The 18,947-nt window shown below is 28.9% G+C and carries 19 protein-coding genes; 6 read left to right on the top strand and 13 right to left on the bottom strand.

The window, feature by feature from the left end:
- Positions 1–24: 24 nt before the first annotated feature.
- Positions 25–834 (bottom strand): pyrroline-5-carboxylate reductase family protein, encoded by an 810-nt coding sequence (locus MR76_RS04540; protein ID WP_024072526.1) that lies wholly within the window; start codon positions 832–834, stop codon positions 25–27.
- A 110-nt stretch (positions 835–944) separates the two neighbouring features.
- On the opposite strand from MR76_RS04540, the gene elbB reads away from it, so the two are divergent.
- A complete protein-coding gene (gene elbB / locus MR76_RS04535; RefSeq protein ID WP_024072525.1) occupies positions 945–1,604 on the top strand; it encodes an isoprenoid biosynthesis glyoxalase ElbB in 660 nt (219 codons plus the stop codon).
- A gap of 303 nt (positions 1,605–1,907) precedes the next feature.
- Here elbB and gap read toward each other — a convergent pair whose 3' ends face one another.
- Positions 1,908–2,915, bottom strand: a complete 1,008-nt coding sequence (gap, locus tag MR76_RS04530; RefSeq protein WP_024072524.1) for a type I glyceraldehyde-3-phosphate dehydrogenase — start codon at positions 2,913–2,915, stop codon at positions 1,908–1,910.
- A gap of 188 nt (positions 2,916–3,103) precedes the next feature.
- On the opposite strand from gap, the gene MR76_RS04525 reads away from it, so the two are divergent.
- The 3 genes from MR76_RS04525 to tsaE all read left to right on the top strand — a co-directional run bounded on the left by MR76_RS04525 (position 3,104) and on the right by tsaE (position 5,375).
- Positions 3,104–4,111, top strand: coding sequence for a hypothetical protein (locus MR76_RS04525; protein ID WP_144445943.1), 1,008 nt, complete (start codon positions 3,104–3,106; stop codon positions 4,109–4,111).
- An 87-nt stretch (positions 4,112–4,198) separates the two neighbouring features.
- Positions 4,199–4,900, top strand: a complete 702-nt coding sequence (locus MR76_RS04520) for a Bax inhibitor-1/YccA family protein (protein WP_024072522.1) — start codon at positions 4,199–4,201, stop codon at positions 4,898–4,900.
- A 67-nt stretch (positions 4,901–4,967) separates the two neighbouring features.
- The gene (gene tsaE / locus MR76_RS04515) at positions 4,968–5,375 is read left to right on the top strand and encodes a tRNA (adenosine(37)-N6)-threonylcarbamoyltransferase complex ATPase subunit type 1 TsaE (protein WP_024072521.1); all 408 of its coding nucleotides are present in this window, start codon (positions 4,968–4,970) and stop codon (positions 5,373–5,375) included.
- Positions 5,376–5,762: 387 nt separating this feature from the next.
- On the opposite strand, the gene infC is transcribed toward tsaE, so the two are convergent.
- Positions 5,763–6,284 (bottom strand): translation initiation factor IF-3, encoded by a 522-nt coding sequence (gene infC / locus MR76_RS04510; protein WP_024072520.1) that lies wholly within the window; start codon positions 6,282–6,284, stop codon positions 5,763–5,765.
- Between the two features lie 26 nt (positions 6,285–6,310).
- On the bottom strand, positions 6,311–8,212 hold the full coding sequence (gene thrS / locus MR76_RS04505; protein ID WP_024072519.1) for a threonine--tRNA ligase: 1,902 nt from the start codon (positions 8,210–8,212) through the stop codon (positions 6,311–6,313).
- A gap of 413 nt (positions 8,213–8,625) precedes the next feature.
- Here thrS and MR76_RS04500 point away from each other — a divergent pair, with 413 nt between their 5' ends.
- Positions 8,626–9,114 (top strand): CinA family protein, encoded by a 489-nt coding sequence (locus MR76_RS04500; protein ID WP_044171535.1) that lies wholly within the window; start codon positions 8,626–8,628, stop codon positions 9,112–9,114.
- Positions 9,115–9,340: 226 nt separating this feature from the next.
- Here the strand turns inward: MR76_RS04500 and rplS are convergent, their stop codons facing one another.
- From rplS to ftsZ, 8 genes are all read right to left on the bottom strand, one after another.
- Positions 9,341–9,718: a 50S ribosomal protein L19 gene (gene rplS, locus MR76_RS04495; RefSeq protein ID WP_024072517.1), complete on the bottom strand. Its 378-nt coding sequence runs from the start codon at positions 9,716–9,718 to the stop codon at positions 9,341–9,343.
- Positions 9,711–10,418 (bottom strand): tRNA (guanosine(37)-N1)-methyltransferase TrmD, encoded by a 708-nt coding sequence (trmD, locus tag MR76_RS04490; protein WP_024072516.1) that lies wholly within the window; start codon positions 10,416–10,418, stop codon positions 9,711–9,713. Before trmD ends, rplS begins: the two co-directional genes overlap by 8 nt.
- The gene (gene rimM / locus MR76_RS04485; RefSeq protein ID WP_024072515.1) at positions 10,408–10,926 is read right to left on the bottom strand and encodes a ribosome maturation factor RimM; all 519 of its coding nucleotides are present in this window, start codon (positions 10,924–10,926) and stop codon (positions 10,408–10,410) included. The genes trmD and rimM overlap by 11 nt, the downstream gene beginning before the upstream one ends.
- Positions 10,927–11,101: 175 nt before the next feature.
- A complete protein-coding gene (locus MR76_RS04480) occupies positions 11,102–11,950 on the bottom strand; it encodes a ParB/RepB/Spo0J family partition protein (RefSeq protein ID WP_024072514.1) in 849 nt (282 codons plus the stop codon).
- On the bottom strand, positions 11,947–12,729 hold the full coding sequence (locus tag MR76_RS04475) for a ParA family protein (RefSeq protein WP_024072513.1): 783 nt from the start codon (positions 12,727–12,729) through the stop codon (positions 11,947–11,949). Before MR76_RS04475 ends, MR76_RS04480 begins: the two co-directional genes overlap by 4 nt.
- Before the next feature lie 103 nt (positions 12,730–12,832).
- Positions 12,833–13,345 carry an rRNA maturation RNase YbeY gene (gene ybeY, locus MR76_RS04470; RefSeq protein WP_024072512.1) on the bottom strand — a complete coding sequence of 171 codons (513 nt, stop codon included), beginning with the start codon at positions 13,343–13,345 and terminating at the stop codon, positions 12,833–12,835.
- Positions 13,342–13,749: an EVE domain-containing protein gene (locus MR76_RS04465; protein WP_024072511.1), complete on the bottom strand. Its 408-nt coding sequence runs from the start codon at positions 13,747–13,749 to the stop codon at positions 13,342–13,344. Before MR76_RS04465 ends, ybeY begins: the two co-directional genes overlap by 4 nt.
- Positions 13,749–15,011 carry a cell division protein FtsZ gene (ftsZ, locus tag MR76_RS04460; RefSeq protein WP_024072510.1) on the bottom strand — a complete coding sequence of 421 codons (1,263 nt, stop codon included), beginning with the start codon at positions 15,009–15,011 and terminating at the stop codon, positions 13,749–13,751. Before ftsZ ends, MR76_RS04465 begins: the two co-directional genes overlap by 1 nt.
- Positions 15,012–15,454: 443 nt before the next feature.
- Here ftsZ and MR76_RS04455 point away from each other — a divergent pair, with 443 nt between their 5' ends.
- Positions 15,455–15,943 (top strand): hypothetical protein, encoded by a 489-nt coding sequence (locus MR76_RS04455; protein WP_024072509.1) that lies wholly within the window; start codon positions 15,455–15,457, stop codon positions 15,941–15,943.
- A gap of 394 nt (positions 15,944–16,337) precedes the next feature.
- On the opposite strand, the gene secA is transcribed toward MR76_RS04455, so the two are convergent.
- Positions 16,338–18,926, bottom strand: coding sequence for a preprotein translocase subunit SecA (gene secA / locus MR76_RS04450; RefSeq protein WP_024072508.1), 2,589 nt, complete (start codon positions 18,924–18,926; stop codon positions 16,338–16,340).
- Positions 18,927–18,947: the final 21 nt, after the last annotated feature.

Below are 18,947 nucleotides of genomic sequence, written 5' to 3'. Positions count from 1 at the left end.
CTAAAGCATTATTGTTAATACGTATTAATTATTTTTATTTAATTCTTTTAAGTAGAATAACCTTTCCATAGCTGCTTTTAAACATGAAGTTATTGTTTGAGGTAAGTGTGAATTTAGTACCTGTAGTGCAGCCTGTGTTATACCACCACGACTTGTTATAGATGATATAAGATGACTTATGGTATTTTGTCGCGTTTCTAGTAATTTAGCACTTCCTATAAATGTTTGAGATATAAGTTTTATTGCATCTTCTTCATTTATGCCTGTAGCTACAGTGTTTTTTACTAATTCTTCTGCAAGAGAGAAAAAATATGCAGGGCCAGAACCAGTAATGGGAGATAATTTATCGAAAATATCTTCTTTTTGTATACAATATATAAGCCCTGTTTCATTAAAAATAATTGATACTTTTTGTTTTTCAGATAGTAGTTCTTCTTCCATGTAAGAAAGGTTCACACTTTCACCTAATGACATAGCAATATTAGGCATTACTCTTATTATTGTTGTTGTAGGACTTAAGCATGTTTTTAGGAAATTAATATCAATTCCAGCACACAAGGATATAAAAGATGCAGATTCACTATAAATTCTATAATTTGGGATAACATCAAGAACTTGTTGTGGTTTTATTGCTATTACCACAGCTTGAGGTATAAAATCTTTGCTTATTTCCTCATAGCTTTTTACAAAAGTTACTTTAGATATACTGCTAAAGATATCTTTTTTTGATAAGCTAGGCTGTACTACAATCACTTTTGATATTTGATTACTATATGACCACTTGTGTAGTAATATACTTCCTAAGTTACCACATCCTATTAATAATATATTCATTGTATGTTAAATAGTATATAAAATATAAGTAGTGTAATATACTTAAATAAATTTGTAAATTATAGGTTGTTTTTATAAAATTAGCATTTAGTTCAAAAAAGGATATTTTTATGACATTAAATTCTGCTGTTATTTTAGCTGGTTGTGGTCATATGGATGGCTCAGAAATCAGAGAAGCTGTTTTGGTTATGCTTGAACTTGATCGACATAATGTAAATTTTAAATGTTTTGCACCGAATAAGAACCAGAAACAAGTTATAGATCATAAGAATAAGGAATCTGTAGAAGAAGTGAGAAATATTTTAGTTGAATCTGCAAGAATAGCTAGAGGTTCTGTATATGATATAGAACAAATAAATATTGAAGAATTTGATATGTTAATAATTCCTGGTGGTTATGGAGTAGCAAAAAATTTTTCTAACTTATTTGATGAAAGTAAAGAAAGTAGTTATATACTGCCAGAATTTAAAAATGCTGTGTATAAGTTTTATAATGCTAAAAAACCTATAGGAGCAGTTTGTATATCACCTGCAGTAATAGTTGCGTTATTAAAAGATATTGCAAAGGTTAAAGTAACAATAGGAGAAGATGTTAATGATTTAATAAATAAGTTAGGAGGAATTCATGTTGATTGTCCTACTATTAAATCTGTACAAGATGATATAAATAGAATATTTTCTTGTTCTGCGTATATGAGAGATGATAGTCTTTACAATGTGTACCTTGGGATACAAGATATGATATCATCTATGGTAAATTATCTGAAATAATTAAAATTTATAAGATTTTGGAGATTATTAGAGTTGTTGTAGTAATAGTGACAAGGTTAAATTTTTATTTTATTTATTTAAAATGTAAAAAATATGATTACAGGTAAATTATTATGTAATTTATCGTTAAAAATATATGGTAGTTATAGGGATCAATATTGTTACTGTATGAGTATAAGTTTTTATAATATTTTCTAAGTTTCTTGTGTTTGTGAATAAATACATTTCATTTGGTAATAGCAAATGACACTCTAACACTTAATTTGTTATAGTAGTATGATCTTATCTATATTTAGCCTATTTTTAAATATAATTTTCTGATAATAGTGATACTATATCTAACATTCTCATAGCAAAAGCCCATTCATTATCATACCAAGCTGCTATACGACACAGATTATTATTAGTAACGTATGTTTCATTTGCATCTACTATTGAACTGTATGTACTGTGACAAAAGTCTATAGAGACTAATTTCTTGTCTGTTATATTTATTACTTTAGAATTTTGTGATAGATTTTTTATTATGTTGTTTATTTCATTAGCAGTAGTTGATTTGATAGAGTTAAACACTAAGTCTATCATAGATACATTTGGTGTAGGTACACGTACAGCTGTTCCATTAAGTTTTCCTTTTAATTCTGGTATTATTAAATCAATAGTTTTAGTTGCTCCTGTTGTAGTAGGAATTATGGACATCATGCATGCTCTTGCTCTTCTTAAGTCTTTATGATTGTTATCAACTAAATTTTGGTCATTTGTATATGAATGTATAGTTGTAATAAATCCACTTTTTATTCCTATTGTGTCGTTCATTATTTTTAAAATAGGTGCTATACAGTTTGTTGTACACGATCCAGCTGAAATAATATTATGCTCTTTTTTTAGCATTTCATTGTTTACACCATATACAATTGTTATATCAGAATCTTGCATAGGGGCTGATACCAAAACTTTTTTTACTGTGGAATTTATATGTTGTTCTGCTAAAGATTTTTTATTAAATTTGCCTGTGCATTCTAATACTATGTCTACGTTATATTTTTCCCAGAAGATGCTTTTAGGTTCTTTTTCCATTGATAATGGAATTCTCTGATCATTTATTATAATGTATCCTTCTTCTGATTCTACATTATATGGAAATCTACCATGAACAGAATCATATTGAATGAGGTGTGCATGTGTTTCTGATGATGTAGATCCGTTTAAGGCAGATAATTCTATTTTTTGTTTATATAGTAATTCATTTTCATATATAGCTCTTATTAAGCATCTTCCAATTCGACCTAACCCATTTATTCCTATTTTCATGCTTATTCTCTTTAACATAACAAAACGTCTTTTGTCTTTATGCTTGCTTAGTACAAACAAGCAACGTTCACACTATCATAAAGTTAAATAACCTTGCACTTTTTGTATAATTATGCTATGATATGACATTGAGTTTGTAACTTAATTCCAAACGTGAGTGTTTATTAATTATAAGAATGAGAGGTAAAATGCTTGGCAAAGGTAAGAAACAATTTAAGCAAAATACACACATTAAACTAAGCACAACGCTAAAGCAACAGTACTATAGTACTTTGTTAAAATTAAATCGTCAAGATTTAATCAGAAAAAAATTTATTATGGGTGTAAGTGTTTTTTATACTTTAGTTTTTATTTCATTTGCTATTATGCAATCAGGAGTTCTGAAATTAAAACGAAATCAATTGACGTTTTTTTCTAATTTCATGGATTATTTAGCTCTTTTTTTATGCTTGTCTTTTCTTATAGCAGGTTTATTTAATGTTTTGTATTTAGAAAAAGAAAAAAAAGCAATAAATGACAAATTAGAGCAGCTAGATCAAAAGCAACTAGCTAAAAAGGAAAAGAAATCTATCAGTATTAAATTTGCAGATTTTTTAGAGAATCATGCAAATAAGGTTGATCTTGCAGGTACATTTTTTACTACTGGTATGCAAGCACTTGCTATTTTTAGTTTAACGCTTCCATCAATTTTTGATGTAAGTAAAATTCCTACTGGTACTGTATTTAATTTACAGGGAATTGTAGATACTATAGGAAATATTCTTTTTACAATAGCTGCAGCTATGTTCTTACTTTCTTACATGATGAGATGTAAGAATGATAAAAATGGTAATCTTGTATACAATAAGACTCGAGTATTAGTTGTTTCTGGTATATTTTTTGGTACCTTTTTGGTTTTTGCTGGAAAAGTATTACTTTCTTTTGAAACCAGAAGTGGTGCAATTTATACAGGAAATACTGGTCCTTTTGGTATGGATATACTTCCAGTAGCATTAATAATTCGTGCGGTTGGTATGGCAATGTTTTGTGTAGCATATGCAATGATGATATATTGTAGTATAAAAGAGGTTCAACTATCTGGTAAAGTATCTATAAATGATCGTGATGTTGATGATTCTGATATAAGTGGTGTTAGTTCTGATATAGATGAAATATTTGATATTATTCATTGTATGGAAAAGCCGCTTATTAAGTAAGTAATGTGTGATAAATTTATATTGATATTTTTATATTTTTTTGTTATAATGCTGTGATTTGAATTTCTGTTCTGAAATGGGGTATTTATGGATAATTACAGTAACGTGCAGTTTCAAAGTGCTTACTATAGCGTGGGACTTAGGAATTATCTAGTAAAAGTATATAATTACATGGCTATGGCTTTAGGATTAACTGGTATAGTAGCATTTTTTGTATCTTCTTCTCCTGCTATTATCTCTATGATATATAATACTCCTTTGCATTGGTTAGTTGTCTTTGCTCCTGTGGGGTTGGTTTTTTTAATGTCATATAAGCTAAATGTTTTCAGTTTTCAGACTGTATTAACGATATTCTTTAGTTTTGCAGCATTAATAGGGGTATCTATTTCATATATATTTTTGGTGTACACGGCAGCAAGTATTGCAAAAGTATTCTTTATTTCGTCTTCTATGTTTGGTGTGATGGCATGGTATGGTAATGTTACTAAAAAGGATTTGTCTCAATTTGGGACGTTCTTGTTTATGGGTGTTATAGGAATAATTATTGCTTCAGTAGTTAATTTGTTTTTTAATAGTGGACCATTACATTTTGCTTTATCAGTTGTTGCAGTAATTGTGTTTACTGGTATGACTGCATATGACGCTCAAAGAATTAAAGATATGTATTATAAGTTTAACGATGGGGCTGATTCTGTTAATAAAATGGCTATATTAGGTGCAACTACTTTGTATTTTAATTATATTAATATATTTATAAGCTTATTGAACTTACAAGGGGAACGTAGATAATTTTTTATCAGTGATATATAATTGTAGTTTTAAGTATAATTTTGTTAGTTTAGTTTTTTTAGAAAAGTTGGCACGTTTTGTTGCTTTAAGTTTGAAGAAAGGTGATAGTATATCTTTAGTTGGGGACTTAGGTGTTGGTAAGACTACTTTTGTTAAGTTTTTAGTTCATACATTAGCTCCGTATGAGGATGTAGGTAGTCCTACTTTTAGTATTATTAATGAATATCATTCTAGTAAATTTACAATATATCATATTGATCTTTATAGGGTTAATTCCTTATGTGAGGTATATGATTTGGGGATAGACTGCATTTGTGATTATGGAGTGGGAATTATAGAATGGTCTGATTTGTTAGATGATATATTAGATTTTAATTTAAAGATAAATATAAAATATTCTACGGAAGACAATCTTAGAGATATTGAAGTTTTTGTTAATGATGGCAATAAGTATGATATTTTTAAGAATTTGTAAATCAGTGTATATATTTAAGTACATAAGGAGTAATATCTAAGAACTCTTTCGGATATCAATGTTAGAAATGTGTTATATAATCGACTAATCTTTTAATTGGTGTGATTTTTGTTATTCAAAAGTATTATCAGTTGCTTTTATATGTTGGAATACTTCTTGAACTCAATAATAGTGTCTTATCAGAGACACTAATAAAATAATTAGTAATAATATTATTTTTTTCTATTAAACTCTATTTGACATATTGTATAAATTAAAATTTATACTATTATTTAGTAATTTTGTGATGCTTGCCTGCAATACTTAAATTATAATATTTTTCATTATGATACGGTAGAGTACTGCAGCTTTTAAAAATACTATAGTATTCTACAGTTGTAAAAAGCTTTATTTTGAAGTTAATACCATATTGATCAAATTACCTTCCTTTTTTGGTAAGCTTTCAGGTTTTGCAATATCAGCAGTATCTCTTATTAATCTTTCTATAATCTCCATTCCAACTTCTGGATGAAGTATTTCCCTTCCTATAAACCTTAGTGATATTTTTACTTTATCACCTCTTTCTATAAATCCACGTAACATGTTTAATTTTACGTTGTAATCATTATCTCCAATATTAAGCTTGAACTTGAGTTCTTTTACTATTATGGTTTTCTGTTTCTTTTTTGAATCACTTATTTTTTTCTTATGGCTGTATCTGTATTTACTGTAGTCAAATATTTTACATAGAGGATATTGATCATCATGTACTATTTCAACTAAGTCTAAGTTAACAGCTTTAGCTCTAGATAAGGCATCTTCAATGTCTATAACTCCAATCATAACACTATTTTGATCGACAAGCTTTACTTTTTTTGCTGTTATCATTTCATTAATTTTGTTTTTATTAGAGAATTTTTTTGTTTTCAAATCTTATACTCCTCACTATAAATTTACTAGATGCTAGCACAAGTTAATAATGTTTTCAATGCTTTATCAATATGCATGACATACTGTTTGTTAGACCCTAGATAACGTATAGACACAGAGTTTTCCTCAACTTCTTTTTTACCTATTATCCAAAACACAGGTATCTTCTTATGAATATGGTTCCGTATCTTGTAGGTTATTTTTTCATTTGTAGTATCTAGTTCTACTCTTATGTTATGTGCTTCAGCTTTTATTCTTAAAGAGTTAGCATAATCAGTAGCATCTTCACTTATAGTTAATATTGATAGTTGTATAGGAGCTAACCACATTGGAAATTTGCCTGCATAATGTTCGATTAATATTCCTATAAATCTTTCAAAAGTACCTAAAATAGCACGATGTAACATTATTGGGTGGTGTTTTTTTCCATCACTGCCTATATAGTAGGCACCTAGCCTCTCAGGTAGTACGAAATCCATTTGTAAGGTTCCACACTGCCATTCTCTACCAATAGCATCTGTTAATACGAACTCTAATTTTGGTCCATAGAATGCTCCATCTCCAGGATTTAAAACGTAACTTAAATTAGCAGCTTCAACTGATTTCTTTAATGCTGCTTCAGCTTTATCCCATGTTTCATCACTACCAGCTCTGTTTTCTGGGCGATCTGAAAATCTTACTAGGATATCAGTGAAACCAAAGTCTTTATAGACTTCCATGAGTAAATTGCAAAATTTTAAAGCTTCAGATGTGATTTGACTTTCTGTGCAAAAAATATGTGCATCATCTTGAGTAAAACCACGAACCCTCATTAATCCGTGTAGTGCCCCTGATGCTTCATATCTGTGGCATGTTCCAAATTCTGCCATTCGTATTGGTAAGTCTCTGTAACTTCTAATTTTTGAATTAAAAATTTGTATATGACATGGACAATTCATCGGTTTTATGGCTAAAGTTTTATCTTCTGCTTCACTTAGAAACATATTTTCACGAAACTTATCCCAATGTCCTGATTTTTCCCAAAGCTCTTTATTTAGTAGTATCGGAGTTTTTACTTCTATGTAGCCATTGCTTTCTAGTTTCTTTCTTATGTATTCTTCTATAATACGATAAATAGTCCACCCTTTTGTATGCCAGAATATTTGACCGCATGCTTCATTTTGGATATGAAATAACTCTAATTCTTTTCCAATTTTTCTATGATCCCTTTTCTCTATTTCTATTAAGTTATTTAAGTATGATTTTAATTCTTCTTCATTACGCCATGCTGTACCATAAACCCTTTGTAACCTTTCATTGTTTGAATTACCTTGCCAATATGACCCAGATACTTTTGTTAATTTAAAGGCTCTTGATGTTTTTGTTGAAGGTGCGTGTGGCCCACGACATAAGTCAATGAAGTTTCCTTGTTTATAAACAGTAATGTTTTCATTGCTTGGAATATTAGATATTATTTTGACTTTGTAGTCTTCTCCTATGCTCGAAAAGAACTTTATTGCTTCTTCTCTAGACCATACTTCGCGTATAAAACTTTCATTTCTATTTATAATTTCTATCATTTTTTTTTCTATTACTTCTAGATCGTCACTAGAAAAGTTGTGATTTGTTGCGAAATCATAGTAAAATCCATCTTTAATAGTTGGTCCAATAGTTATTTGAGTATCAGGAAAAATTTCTTTTACAGCTTGTGCCATGATATGTGCAGTGTCATGGCGTATAATTTCAAGTGCCTCTTCACTGTTTATCGTTATGACTTCAAAGGTACAATCTTCTGTAATTTCTCTTGATAGATCGTATGATTCCCCATTTACTTTTACAGCTATTGCTTTCTTTTTTAATTCTGGAAATAAATCGTTTACTACATCATGTCCTTTGACTCCACGGTAGAATTGCTTGGATGAGTTATAATTAAAATAAATGTTTATCATATTAATATTTCAACTATGAGTTAGTATCTAGTTTTTTTTAGTCACAATTTTATTTTTTTTATTATATCTTAATTTTAGGTGTGTTACATTGTATTTTTTAATTCAATTACTATACTCAATGAGCTTTTATAGCAAGTTTAAAGAAGATTACAGTTCTTACAACTACAGCATGTGTTTTTAGTATAACAAATTCTGTGACTAAATAACTATTATTATAAGTTAAAAGATTTTATGGGATTATATCATAGAAGCTATAGAAAAATATAGATTTCTATTATTAGTTGTAATCTATAATATTTGCAGCTCATTAACTTAATATGTTTATGTTTTTTTTATTATTATGTTGATTATTGTTTTACTTAACTTAAGTGGTTATATAGATTTGTTTATAGTTTCTATGATATTATTACGTGATGATAGAACAAGGAATGTTAGAAAAAGCTAGAACTTGTGTTTCTAAACTGATAGAAAACAATTCTAAACTAGTGATAGCTGAATCATGTACAGCAGGACTAATGTCTTTTTTATTATCTTGTATTCCAGGAGCATCAAAAGTGTTGGATTATAGTTTTGTTGTGTATTCAAATGAATCTAAAACTAAATTTTTAAATATTGATAAAGATCTTATTGATAAATATGGGGCTGTGAGTTCAGAAGTATCTATTTTAATGGCAGTTGGTGTTTTAGAAAATTCAAAAGCTAATATATCTATCTCAATTACTGGATTTGCTGGTCCTGCTGTTGATGATGAGCAAGTAGGGTTAGTTTATATAGGCTATGCTTCAAATATAGAAAGTGATTATAAAAAATGTTATTTTAATGATATGAGTAGATATGAAGTGCAAGTGTCATCAGCAGATGCAGCCATGGATTTTCTGTTATATAAAATAAATAAAAATTGAAACCCTGAATATTGATATGTAATGAGTTATACCCAACAAATACATCACTACTTTATTACTATAGAAGAAGATTTAGATAGTTTAAACCTTTTTCAATAAATACTTAAAGAAAGTTAACTGCAGGTTTTGTACAATGTATAAAACTTGAAAATTTATAAAAAACAACAAATGATACTACTTGCAAACCTTCCACTTACAATAGTAACTACAACAATGCTATATAAGTTTAAGATAGCTTTTTTGTTCTATCGTTACGTTCTTTTATTCTTGCAGATTTACCAAACAAACTAAGCATATAGTAAAGTTTTGCTCTGCGTACTCTACCAAATTTGACAACTTCTATAGATTCTACGATAGGAGAATATAAAAACACTTGTAATTGAATACTTTCATTATAACTTATTTTCCTTAAAGTGAATGAAGAGTGTAACCCATTATTTTTTCTTTTTATACATACTCCTTCAAATATCTGTAAGCGCTCACTTACTCCATCAAAAATTCTCATTCTTACTCTTAGTGTATCACCTGAACTAAACTTTGGAACTTCTTTGTTGGACAACAAATTCATTTGTTGTTCATTGAACTCCTTAAGCAAATCACTCATATATATCTCCATCTATGGTACTAGTCAACTCAGGACGCCTTTGCTTGGTTATACAGTAAGATTGATTAGCTTTCCAACGATTAATCTTTTTATGATTTCCAGAAAGTAAAACATCAGGAACTTCTAACCCTCTCCATTTTGCTGGACGTGTGTACTGAGGATATTCTAACTTATAGCTTGAAGTAAAGCTTTCATCACATATGCTTTGTGTATTATTAACTACTCCAGGTATAAGTCTGACACAAGCCTCTATGAGAACCATACAAGCAACTTCTCCGCCAGATAATATATAATCTCCAATACTTATTTCATGAAAATCATAAAAATCTAAAATTCTCCTATCTATTCCTTCAAAGCGACCACATAATATAGTTATATTAGAAAAATGTGTTAATTGTCCAGAAATATCTTGATTTAATTTTACTCCACTGGGAGACATGTATATCAGTTTTGTATTTTTGTTCTTACTTAATACTTCATCTACTGCTGACCCTATAACATCTGCTTTCATTATCATTCCAGGGCCACCACCATAAGGTCTATCATCTACGCTTTTGTGTTTATCTTTTGCAAATGACCTTATATCGATAACGTTAAGATTCCAAATACCTTTATTTAAGGCTCTACCTATTACTGAATAGTTTAATGTTCCTGGAAACATCTCTGGAAATATGGTTAAAACGTTAACACTAAATGTCACTGCTATTTCCTATAACTTCTGGTGGATTTATTATTATATATTTTTCTTTAACATTTATATAAGGGAATATACCTTTTGTAAAAGGTAGCATAGTAGTTTTTTTTGAATCAGAAAGACATATTTCTATAATATCACATGATCCAAAATTGTGAACTTTCTTTATATTTCCATAAACATTATTGTTTTCTAAGATAACATTTAGTCCTATTAAATCGTTGTGGTAGAATTCGTCATTTGTAAGATTTGGTAATTTGTTTTTTTCTATAAAGAGCTTTTTGCTTCTTAATGAATCTGCATCATTTCTTGATATTATACCTTTGATTTCTGCAATTATTGTATTTTGTGATATGACAGATATTATCCTTATTTTATATGTGTTTGCTCCATCAGTTAACGTTCCGTAAGATGTAAAATTTTCAGGTTTTTCTGTGAAAGTTCTTATTTTTACATGTCCGTTAATTCCATGAGATGATGTAATTATACCAAGGCATATAAGGTTATTTCTCATTATAATATGTAAACTGTAACTTTATACTATAATATATGCTATGTGTAATTAGCTCAATTATAATTTTGTAAATACTGACTTTTTAGGGTTATTTTGACTCAATAAGTGGTTGATTTTATTTATGAAAATTATATATCTTTAGTGTTATCAATGATTTTAATATTGATGTTTATACTTAAGTTGTTTTCTTTAGCTTATCTAGTATTGAGTTAAGTTGCTGTGTGTTATTGTATTTTATAATAATACTGCCTTTGTTTTGTAATCCGTTTATTTTTACTTGTAGCTTTAATATTTCCGATAGTGATTGTTCTAATTCTATTAGATTTTTTTGGATTTTGTTCTTATATGGTTTTTGTAAATTTTTGATTAGTAACTCAGTTTGTCTTACATTTAAATTTGAAGAAATAATTTTTTGCGCTATTTCTTCTGGGTTTTCTGTGTTTATTAAAGCCCTAGCATGGCCAAATGATATGAGTTTATTGTTTATCATTGATTTTATAGAAGGTGGTAAAGATAATATTCTTATCATATTTGTAATATGACTACGGCTTTTACCTATAGTAGAAGCTAAGTCTTCATGTGTATACGAGAAAGTATTTGTTAAGTTGAAGTATGCCTCAGCTTCTTCTATAGGTGTTAAGTCTTGTCTTTGTATATTTTCTATAATTGATAATTCTAAACACTGATTATCACTTATTTCTTTTACAATCACAGGTACTGATTTTAATTTTGCTAATATACTAGCTCTCCACCTTCTTTCTCCTGCTATTATCTCATAGCCTTTTTTGTTTGGATTTTTCCTAATGATGATTGGTTGTATTATACCATGTTTGGAAATAGATTCTGCTAATTCTCTAAGTGATTCTTGATCAAATATTTTTCTTGGTTGTGATGTGCTGGGATTTAATAGGTTTATTGGCATTGTGAGATGAGTATCAGTACTAATGTTGGCAATGTTATTGTTAATTTCTAACGTGTTATTTCCTATTAACTCAAAAATGCCTTTTCCTAATCTTTTTGTCATTTTGAACACCTATTGTTTTTTTGTTTATTTAGGATTTCTTTTGCTAGATATATATATGCTTGAGAACCTGCACATTTAAAATCGTAAATTATAGCAGGTTTTCCATGAGATGGTGCTTCAGATAATCTTACATTTCTAGGAATAACTGTTTTGTATACAGACTCTTTTAAGTATTTTCTAATGTCTTCTTCTACTTGTTCGCTTAACTTATTTCTTTTGTCATACATGGTTAAGATAATTCCTTCTATTGATAGAAATGGATTAAGGTGTTTTTTTATTATTTCTATGGTTTTTATTAAATGGCTAAGTCCTTCTAAGGCAAAGAATTCACATTGTAAAGGAATGATGATTGAATCTGCAGCTATTAATGCATTTACTGTTAGTAATCCTAAAGATGGAGGACAATCAATAAAAATATAGTCGTATGAATTTTTTGCTTCATATAAGGACTTTTGTAAAATAAATTCTCTTTGCTGTACTTGTGTTAGCTCGATTTCTGCTGCAGATAAATCTACTGTTGATGGTAGTAAATGTAGGTTTGGTATTTCAGTTTTTACGACAGCTGCTGATATAGATAAGTTATTAACTAATACTTCATATACTGTGTTTGTTCTTTGTTTATAGGTTATTCCAAATCCAGTGCTGCTATTGCCTTGAGGATCTAAATCTATTAGTAGAGTTTTTTTATTTACTATAGCAAAAGCTGTTGATAAGTTTATACTGGTTGTGGTTTTTCCTACACCACCTTTTTGATTTACTACTGCAAAAATTTTGCTCATACAGATAATTTACATGTTTTTCAAATTATATACAAGATCAGACTGGTGTCACTGAGTTTTTTATTCTTAAATATTGTAAATGAGAATATAATGCGAACTTTAATTATGAATTGATAATAATATGGTTTTTTGTAGAGCTTTTATTTGAGTAGTATGTTTCACGTGGAACATAAGGGTTTTTTATCCCTAGTTTATCTAGTAACTTAATTTCAATAGATTCCATTATGTGTTGATCTAGCGGTTCTTCATGATCGTAATCTAAGATGTGTAATAATCCGTGAATAAGCATATGGGATGTATGGTGTTCTAATGGTATATTTAAATCGATGGATTCACTTATAAGAATATCTAATGAAATGAAAATTTCTCCTAAATAACAATTCTTATTTAATTTGTTGTATGGGAATGATAATACATTTGTTGGTTTGTCTTTTTTTCTGTATTCATAGTTTAATTTTTGTAATAATTTATTGTTTGCTAGTACAACAGAAATTATAGGCTTGTATTCATAAATATTTAGGTCTATTAAGGAAATATTTATGATATTTTTAACAAAACTTTTTGGCTTATTTATGATGTTATACCATTTTCTATAATAAACATTGATTTCAATCACAGTATAGTCTCGCTTAATTGTAAGATGCAATTCCACTCTTGTTCTGTTACTGGAGAAACTGATAGACGTGGTTGTTTTAAAATTAACATATTTTTTAATATAGGGTTTAATTTTATATCTTTCAAAAAAACGGTCTTATTTAATTTTGTATGTGTTTTGACTTCAACAACACCGAATTTATTATTTGTATTGGATAGATAAAATTCTTTGTCTATGGATACAATTCCTATTATTCCTTTTTCTTTTCCAGAATGGTAAAAAAAAGCAAGATCAGTATACTTCATTGTTTTTAGATAATTTTGTGCTTGGTAATTTAGTACATTGTCCCATACAGTAATTTTATCATGTACCATATTATCCCATGAGAAATCATGCGGTTCTGTTTTTAAAAGCCAGTAGAACATTATTTTTTTCTTAAAAAAGTTGGGATATTAAATGATTCCTCATCCCAATATTCGTTTTTATTAAACTGTATCTTATAATCTGATTCAGAAACTTTGTTACTAGATTTTTGGCTTTCTGCTTTATGATCCTGTCTTTTGACATGACTTATAGAATTAATTATATCTTCTCCAGGATTACTTGGTTTATAATAGGCAATTTCATTATCTAATGGGTTAAAAGGTTTATTTGATATTTCAGATATATCACTATGGGTTCCTTTGTCTTTAAATGTACTTTTGTTTTGTATTACTACTTCTTCATTATCTATTCCTGTTGCTAAAACAGATACTCTAATTTTTCCTTCACTTTCTTTGTTAAATGTTGATCCAAATATTATATTAGCGTGACTGTCTACTTCTTCCCTGATACGATTTGCAGCTGCATCAACTTCAAATAAAGTCATGTCCAATCCACCTGTTATATTGATTAATATACCTTTCGCTCCTTTCATTGAAATGTTATCCAACAAAGGATTGGATATAGCTGCTTCAGCTGCTAATATGGCTCTGTTTTCTCCTTCAGCTTCTCCTGTACCCATCATAGCTTTACCCATTTCGCTCATTATTGCTCTAATATCAGCAAAATCTAAGTTAATAAGTCCTGGCATTACCATTAAATCAGTTATACCACGAACTCCTGTATGTAATACAGTGTCTGCGAGCTTAAATGCGTCTGCAAATGTTGTTTTTTCATTGGCGATTCTGAATAAATTCTGATTAGGAATTACTATCAGAGTATCAACATATTTTTGTAACTCTTCTAATCCAAATTCTGCTGTTCTCATCCGGTGCGCTCCTTCAAAATGAAAAGGCTTTGTAACAACTCCTATGGTGAGAATTTTATTTTCCTTGGCAACTCTGGCAATTACAGGAGCTGCTCCTGTGCCTGTTCCACCACCCATTCCGGCAGTTATAAACAACATATTACTGTCTGAGATTTCTTCAATAATTTCATTTATTGATTCTTCTGCAGCACCTTTACCAACTTCTGGAAGTGATCCTGCCCCTAATCCTTTTGTTAAGTCAATACCTAGTTGAATTTTCTTTTCTGATAAAGAAAGTTCTAATGCTTGTGCATCTGTATTGGCTACTACGAAATTAACGCCATGCAGATTAGATTGTATCATGTTATTAACAGCATTACCACCAGCGCCTCCTACACCAAAAACTGTAATTCTTGGTTTTAGTAGAGATTGGTCTGGTAAACAAATATTTAAAGACATACTGAGCACATAGTAAAGATAACTTAATATACTACGTCAATAAAATAATGCAAATAATTTGATAAATATAGAATAAATTAAGTATGTATATTAACTAATAATAAATTTATGACATTACATATTTGTATTGATATTAATCATTTAAGGGTGGTTCTACATAAATTAATTGTGCAATGTAAAACTGAATTTTAGTTGAAAATTGTGATATAGGAAAACTAAGATTGTGAAAAAGTATTCTAAATGTATTACCATGTTAATATTAGGTGAATTCAATTAATAAGAAGATATCATCTATGGAATGTATAAAAAATTCGGAATGCATGAACAAATGCATTTTTATAATTAATATATGTAGATAATTTTCTATAAGATAAATATTTATATTAATTTTTTAATTATAATGTATTATTTTCTAAGTTATATTAATAAACAGAGGTTTTATTATGGAAACAGATAATATTTTTTTTGATGTTGAATTTTTAATTCAGCAAAATGGTCATTCTAATGTTGATATTTATCATGGTATAATGTATCTCAATGATCCAGCAGATAGTTATTATGCTACTGCAAATATTGTTAATAATTTGACAGGAGATAAAGGTACATTAAGTATTATAGATGATAATATGAATGGATATTCTGAGAAATGTAATTTGAACATTACTCTTGAACATTATGATCCTGTTAAAGATGTTAATTATACTACATCAGTTGATAAGACTTTTCTGGTGTCTATATTAAATGGAATGGATGTTGCTTTCTTAATTGATGAACATAGTATACTATTGATGGATCCGTCGAGAGTAGAAGTTAGTAATGAACCTGCTATGGCTGTTCTTGTGTATAGAAGTGAAAATGAAAGTGAAAATTTTAATCTTGTGGATGTTATTAGGGATATTTTTTATCAAAAAGATGCCTATTTTGATATATAAATTTTTATTTAAAATAAATGCTGAGAATATGAACTATTAGTTGTGTGTATAGCTTGTTATGTTGATACATTATACTTGTTATAGTAGTTTGTATTCAATGTAATAGTGTGTTATGTATTACATAAGTAAAAGTGACTTTTAAAGAGTTTTGTGTAAGGTACGTATTGTTCATCTATTGAAATAGCAGTAGTGCGATTTCTGTTTTGATACGAAAGTGTCAGATACGTACCTTAGTTGGTATTTTTGTAGCTTTATAAAGTCGAAAAGGTTTTTGAGCTTATATAACCATGGTATAATTTAGCTCTAGTTTTCTTTTAATTAAAAGTTTTGAAATTTGTAATCTTCAAAATAGTCAAGCAATTATTTTTATCAACAGTATATAAGTAGGGTAACATTAAGTACCGTGACAATGTTTGAATTTTTTTCCTGATCCACAAGGACATTTTTCATTACGTGAAATTTTAGAATGATTAATGTTATATTCTGTTTTTTGTATATCACTTAACTCTATATCAAATTTTAAGTAAGATAGTCTCTGTATTATTAATTCATAGAACTTGCTCATCATATTCTCAAGCATAGAAAATGCTTCGGCTTTAAACTCGTTTAGTGGATCTTTTTGTGCTATAGATCTTAAATTTATTCCACATTTTAGACTATCCAGCGCAGCAAGGTGATCTCTCCATAGATAATCCAATGACATTATCATGACTTTTTTCACTATATGATCCCATGCCTTTTGATCTTTAGATGTTAATTCTTCTATTTTTTGAGCGAAATGTTCGTCGACGATTTTGTTTAGGTATTCTAAAACTTTGTCTGTACTTTCAAAACTACTGATAATACTATAATCCAGAGTGATATTATATATTCTTGTAAATTCAGATGATAGTGCTTTGTATGTATCATCATCCAAATTATAATACTTGTCATGTATTGTATTGTTAACTATATCTCTGTTAAGATCTCGATATATAATTGAAATGTTGTAAGAATCATTCTCTAAAATTTGATTTCTTTGCTCAAAAACGACTTTTCTTTGCTCGTTTATTACGTTGTCAAATTTTAATAAAGACTTTCTAATATCATAGTTTCTTGATTCAACCTTATATTGTGCTTTTTCAATAGATCTGCTTATCAGTGTATGTTGAATAGCTTCATCTTTTTTCATGCCTAATTTTTGGAGAACTCCTTTTATCTTATCTGATCCAAATATTCTTAGTAAATCATCATCTAATGATAAGAAAAATTTAGATAACCCTGGGTCTCCTTGTCTACCAGATCTTCCTCTTAATTGGTTATCAATTCTTCTGCTCTCATGACGTTCTGTACCAATTACACACAATCCCCCAGCTTGTATTGCTAGTTCCTTATTTTTTTTTACTTTTTCTGCAAGTTGTTTATATTTTATTTCCATTGCTTCTTTATCTGTAGTATTAGCAATAACTGCTTTTGCTAACATTTTTAGATTTCCTCCAAGCTGTATATCTGTGCCTCTACCAGCCATGTTTGTAGCAATAGTAATTGTTCCAGGTATTCCAGCCTGTGCTATTATATGTGCTTCTTGTTCATGATAGCGTGCATTTAATACAGAATGTTTTAATTTATTTTTTGTTAATAACTTAGATAGCATTTCCGATTTTTCAATGCTTACTGTTCCTACTAGTACAGGTTGCAGTTTGTGATGACATTCTGAAATGAATTTTATAACAGCATTGAACTTTTCTTCTTCTGTACAATATATATCGTCGTTTAAATCTATTCTTTGAACAGGTATATTTGTTGGAATTTGCACAACTCGTAAGTTATATATTCCCAAGAATTCTTCTGATTCAGTTATTGCTGTGCCAGTCATACCAGAGAGTTTTGTGTACATTCTGAAGTAATTTTGAAATGTAGTAGAAGCCAACGTTTGATTTTCACTGTTGATATTTAGTTTTTCTTTTGCTTCAAGTGCTTGATGCAATCCATCTGAATATCTTCTTCCATCCATCATACGGCCTGTAAACTCATCTATGATTACTATGTTGCCATTTTTAATTATGTAATCCTTATCTAAGGCGAACATTTTGTGTGCACGTAATGCTTGAGTAATATAGTGCATGATTATAATGTTATCGATGTCATACAAGGATGTATTAGAAGAAATAAGATTACGTTGAGTTAATAAATTTTCAATTTTTGTTATTCCAGCTTCAGTTAAGAAGATATTTTTACTTTTTTCTTCTAGTTCATAGTCTTCTTCTGTTAGTTCATATATCAAATTGTCTATTTCTTTGTACATTTTGATATCTTGATCGACTTGTCCAGAAATTATTAAAGGAGTTCTTGCTTCATCTATTAATATTGAGTCAACTTCATCGACTATTGCATAATTAAAGCCTCTTTGTACCATATCCTTTTTGGAGAATTTCATGTTATCACGAAGATAATCAAATCCTAAGTTATTGTTTGTTGAATATAATACGTCACAGTTATAAGCGTTTTTTCTTTCTAAGTCGTTCGTATCAGTTAATATACATCCAACTGTTATTCCTAATGCCTTATATAATTCTCCCATCCAGTCAGCGTCACGTTTTGCTAGATAATCGTTTACTGTTACTATATGAACTCCTTTTTCTTCTAATGCATTTAAATATGCAGCTAGTGTTGCTACTAAAGTTTTTCCTTCACCTGTTTTCATTTCAGATATCATTCCTTTATGTAGGACTATTCCACCTATGAGCTGTACATCAAAATGCCTCATATTTAGTACTCTTCTTGATGCTTCTCTTACCACAGCAAATGCTGGTACTAGAATGTCATCTAAAGTTTTTCCATTTTTAAGTTCTTCCTTGAATTCTATAGTTTTATATTTTAATGCTTCATTAGAGAGAAGTTGAATTTCATGTTCTATTGCATTTATATCTTGAACTATTTTATGAAATGATTTTATTACCCTGCTATTTGTCGAGCCAAATATTTTGTGTGCAATACTAAGCATAATTAAATTAATATTTAATTT

This window comes from Ehrlichia muris AS145 (assembly GCF_000508225.1).
Classification (GTDB): Bacteria; Pseudomonadota; Alphaproteobacteria; order Rickettsiales; family Anaplasmataceae; genus Ehrlichia; species Ehrlichia muris.
The sequence above is the reverse complement of the archived record's forward strand: the minus strand, read 5'-3'. Positions and strand labels throughout refer to the sequence as shown.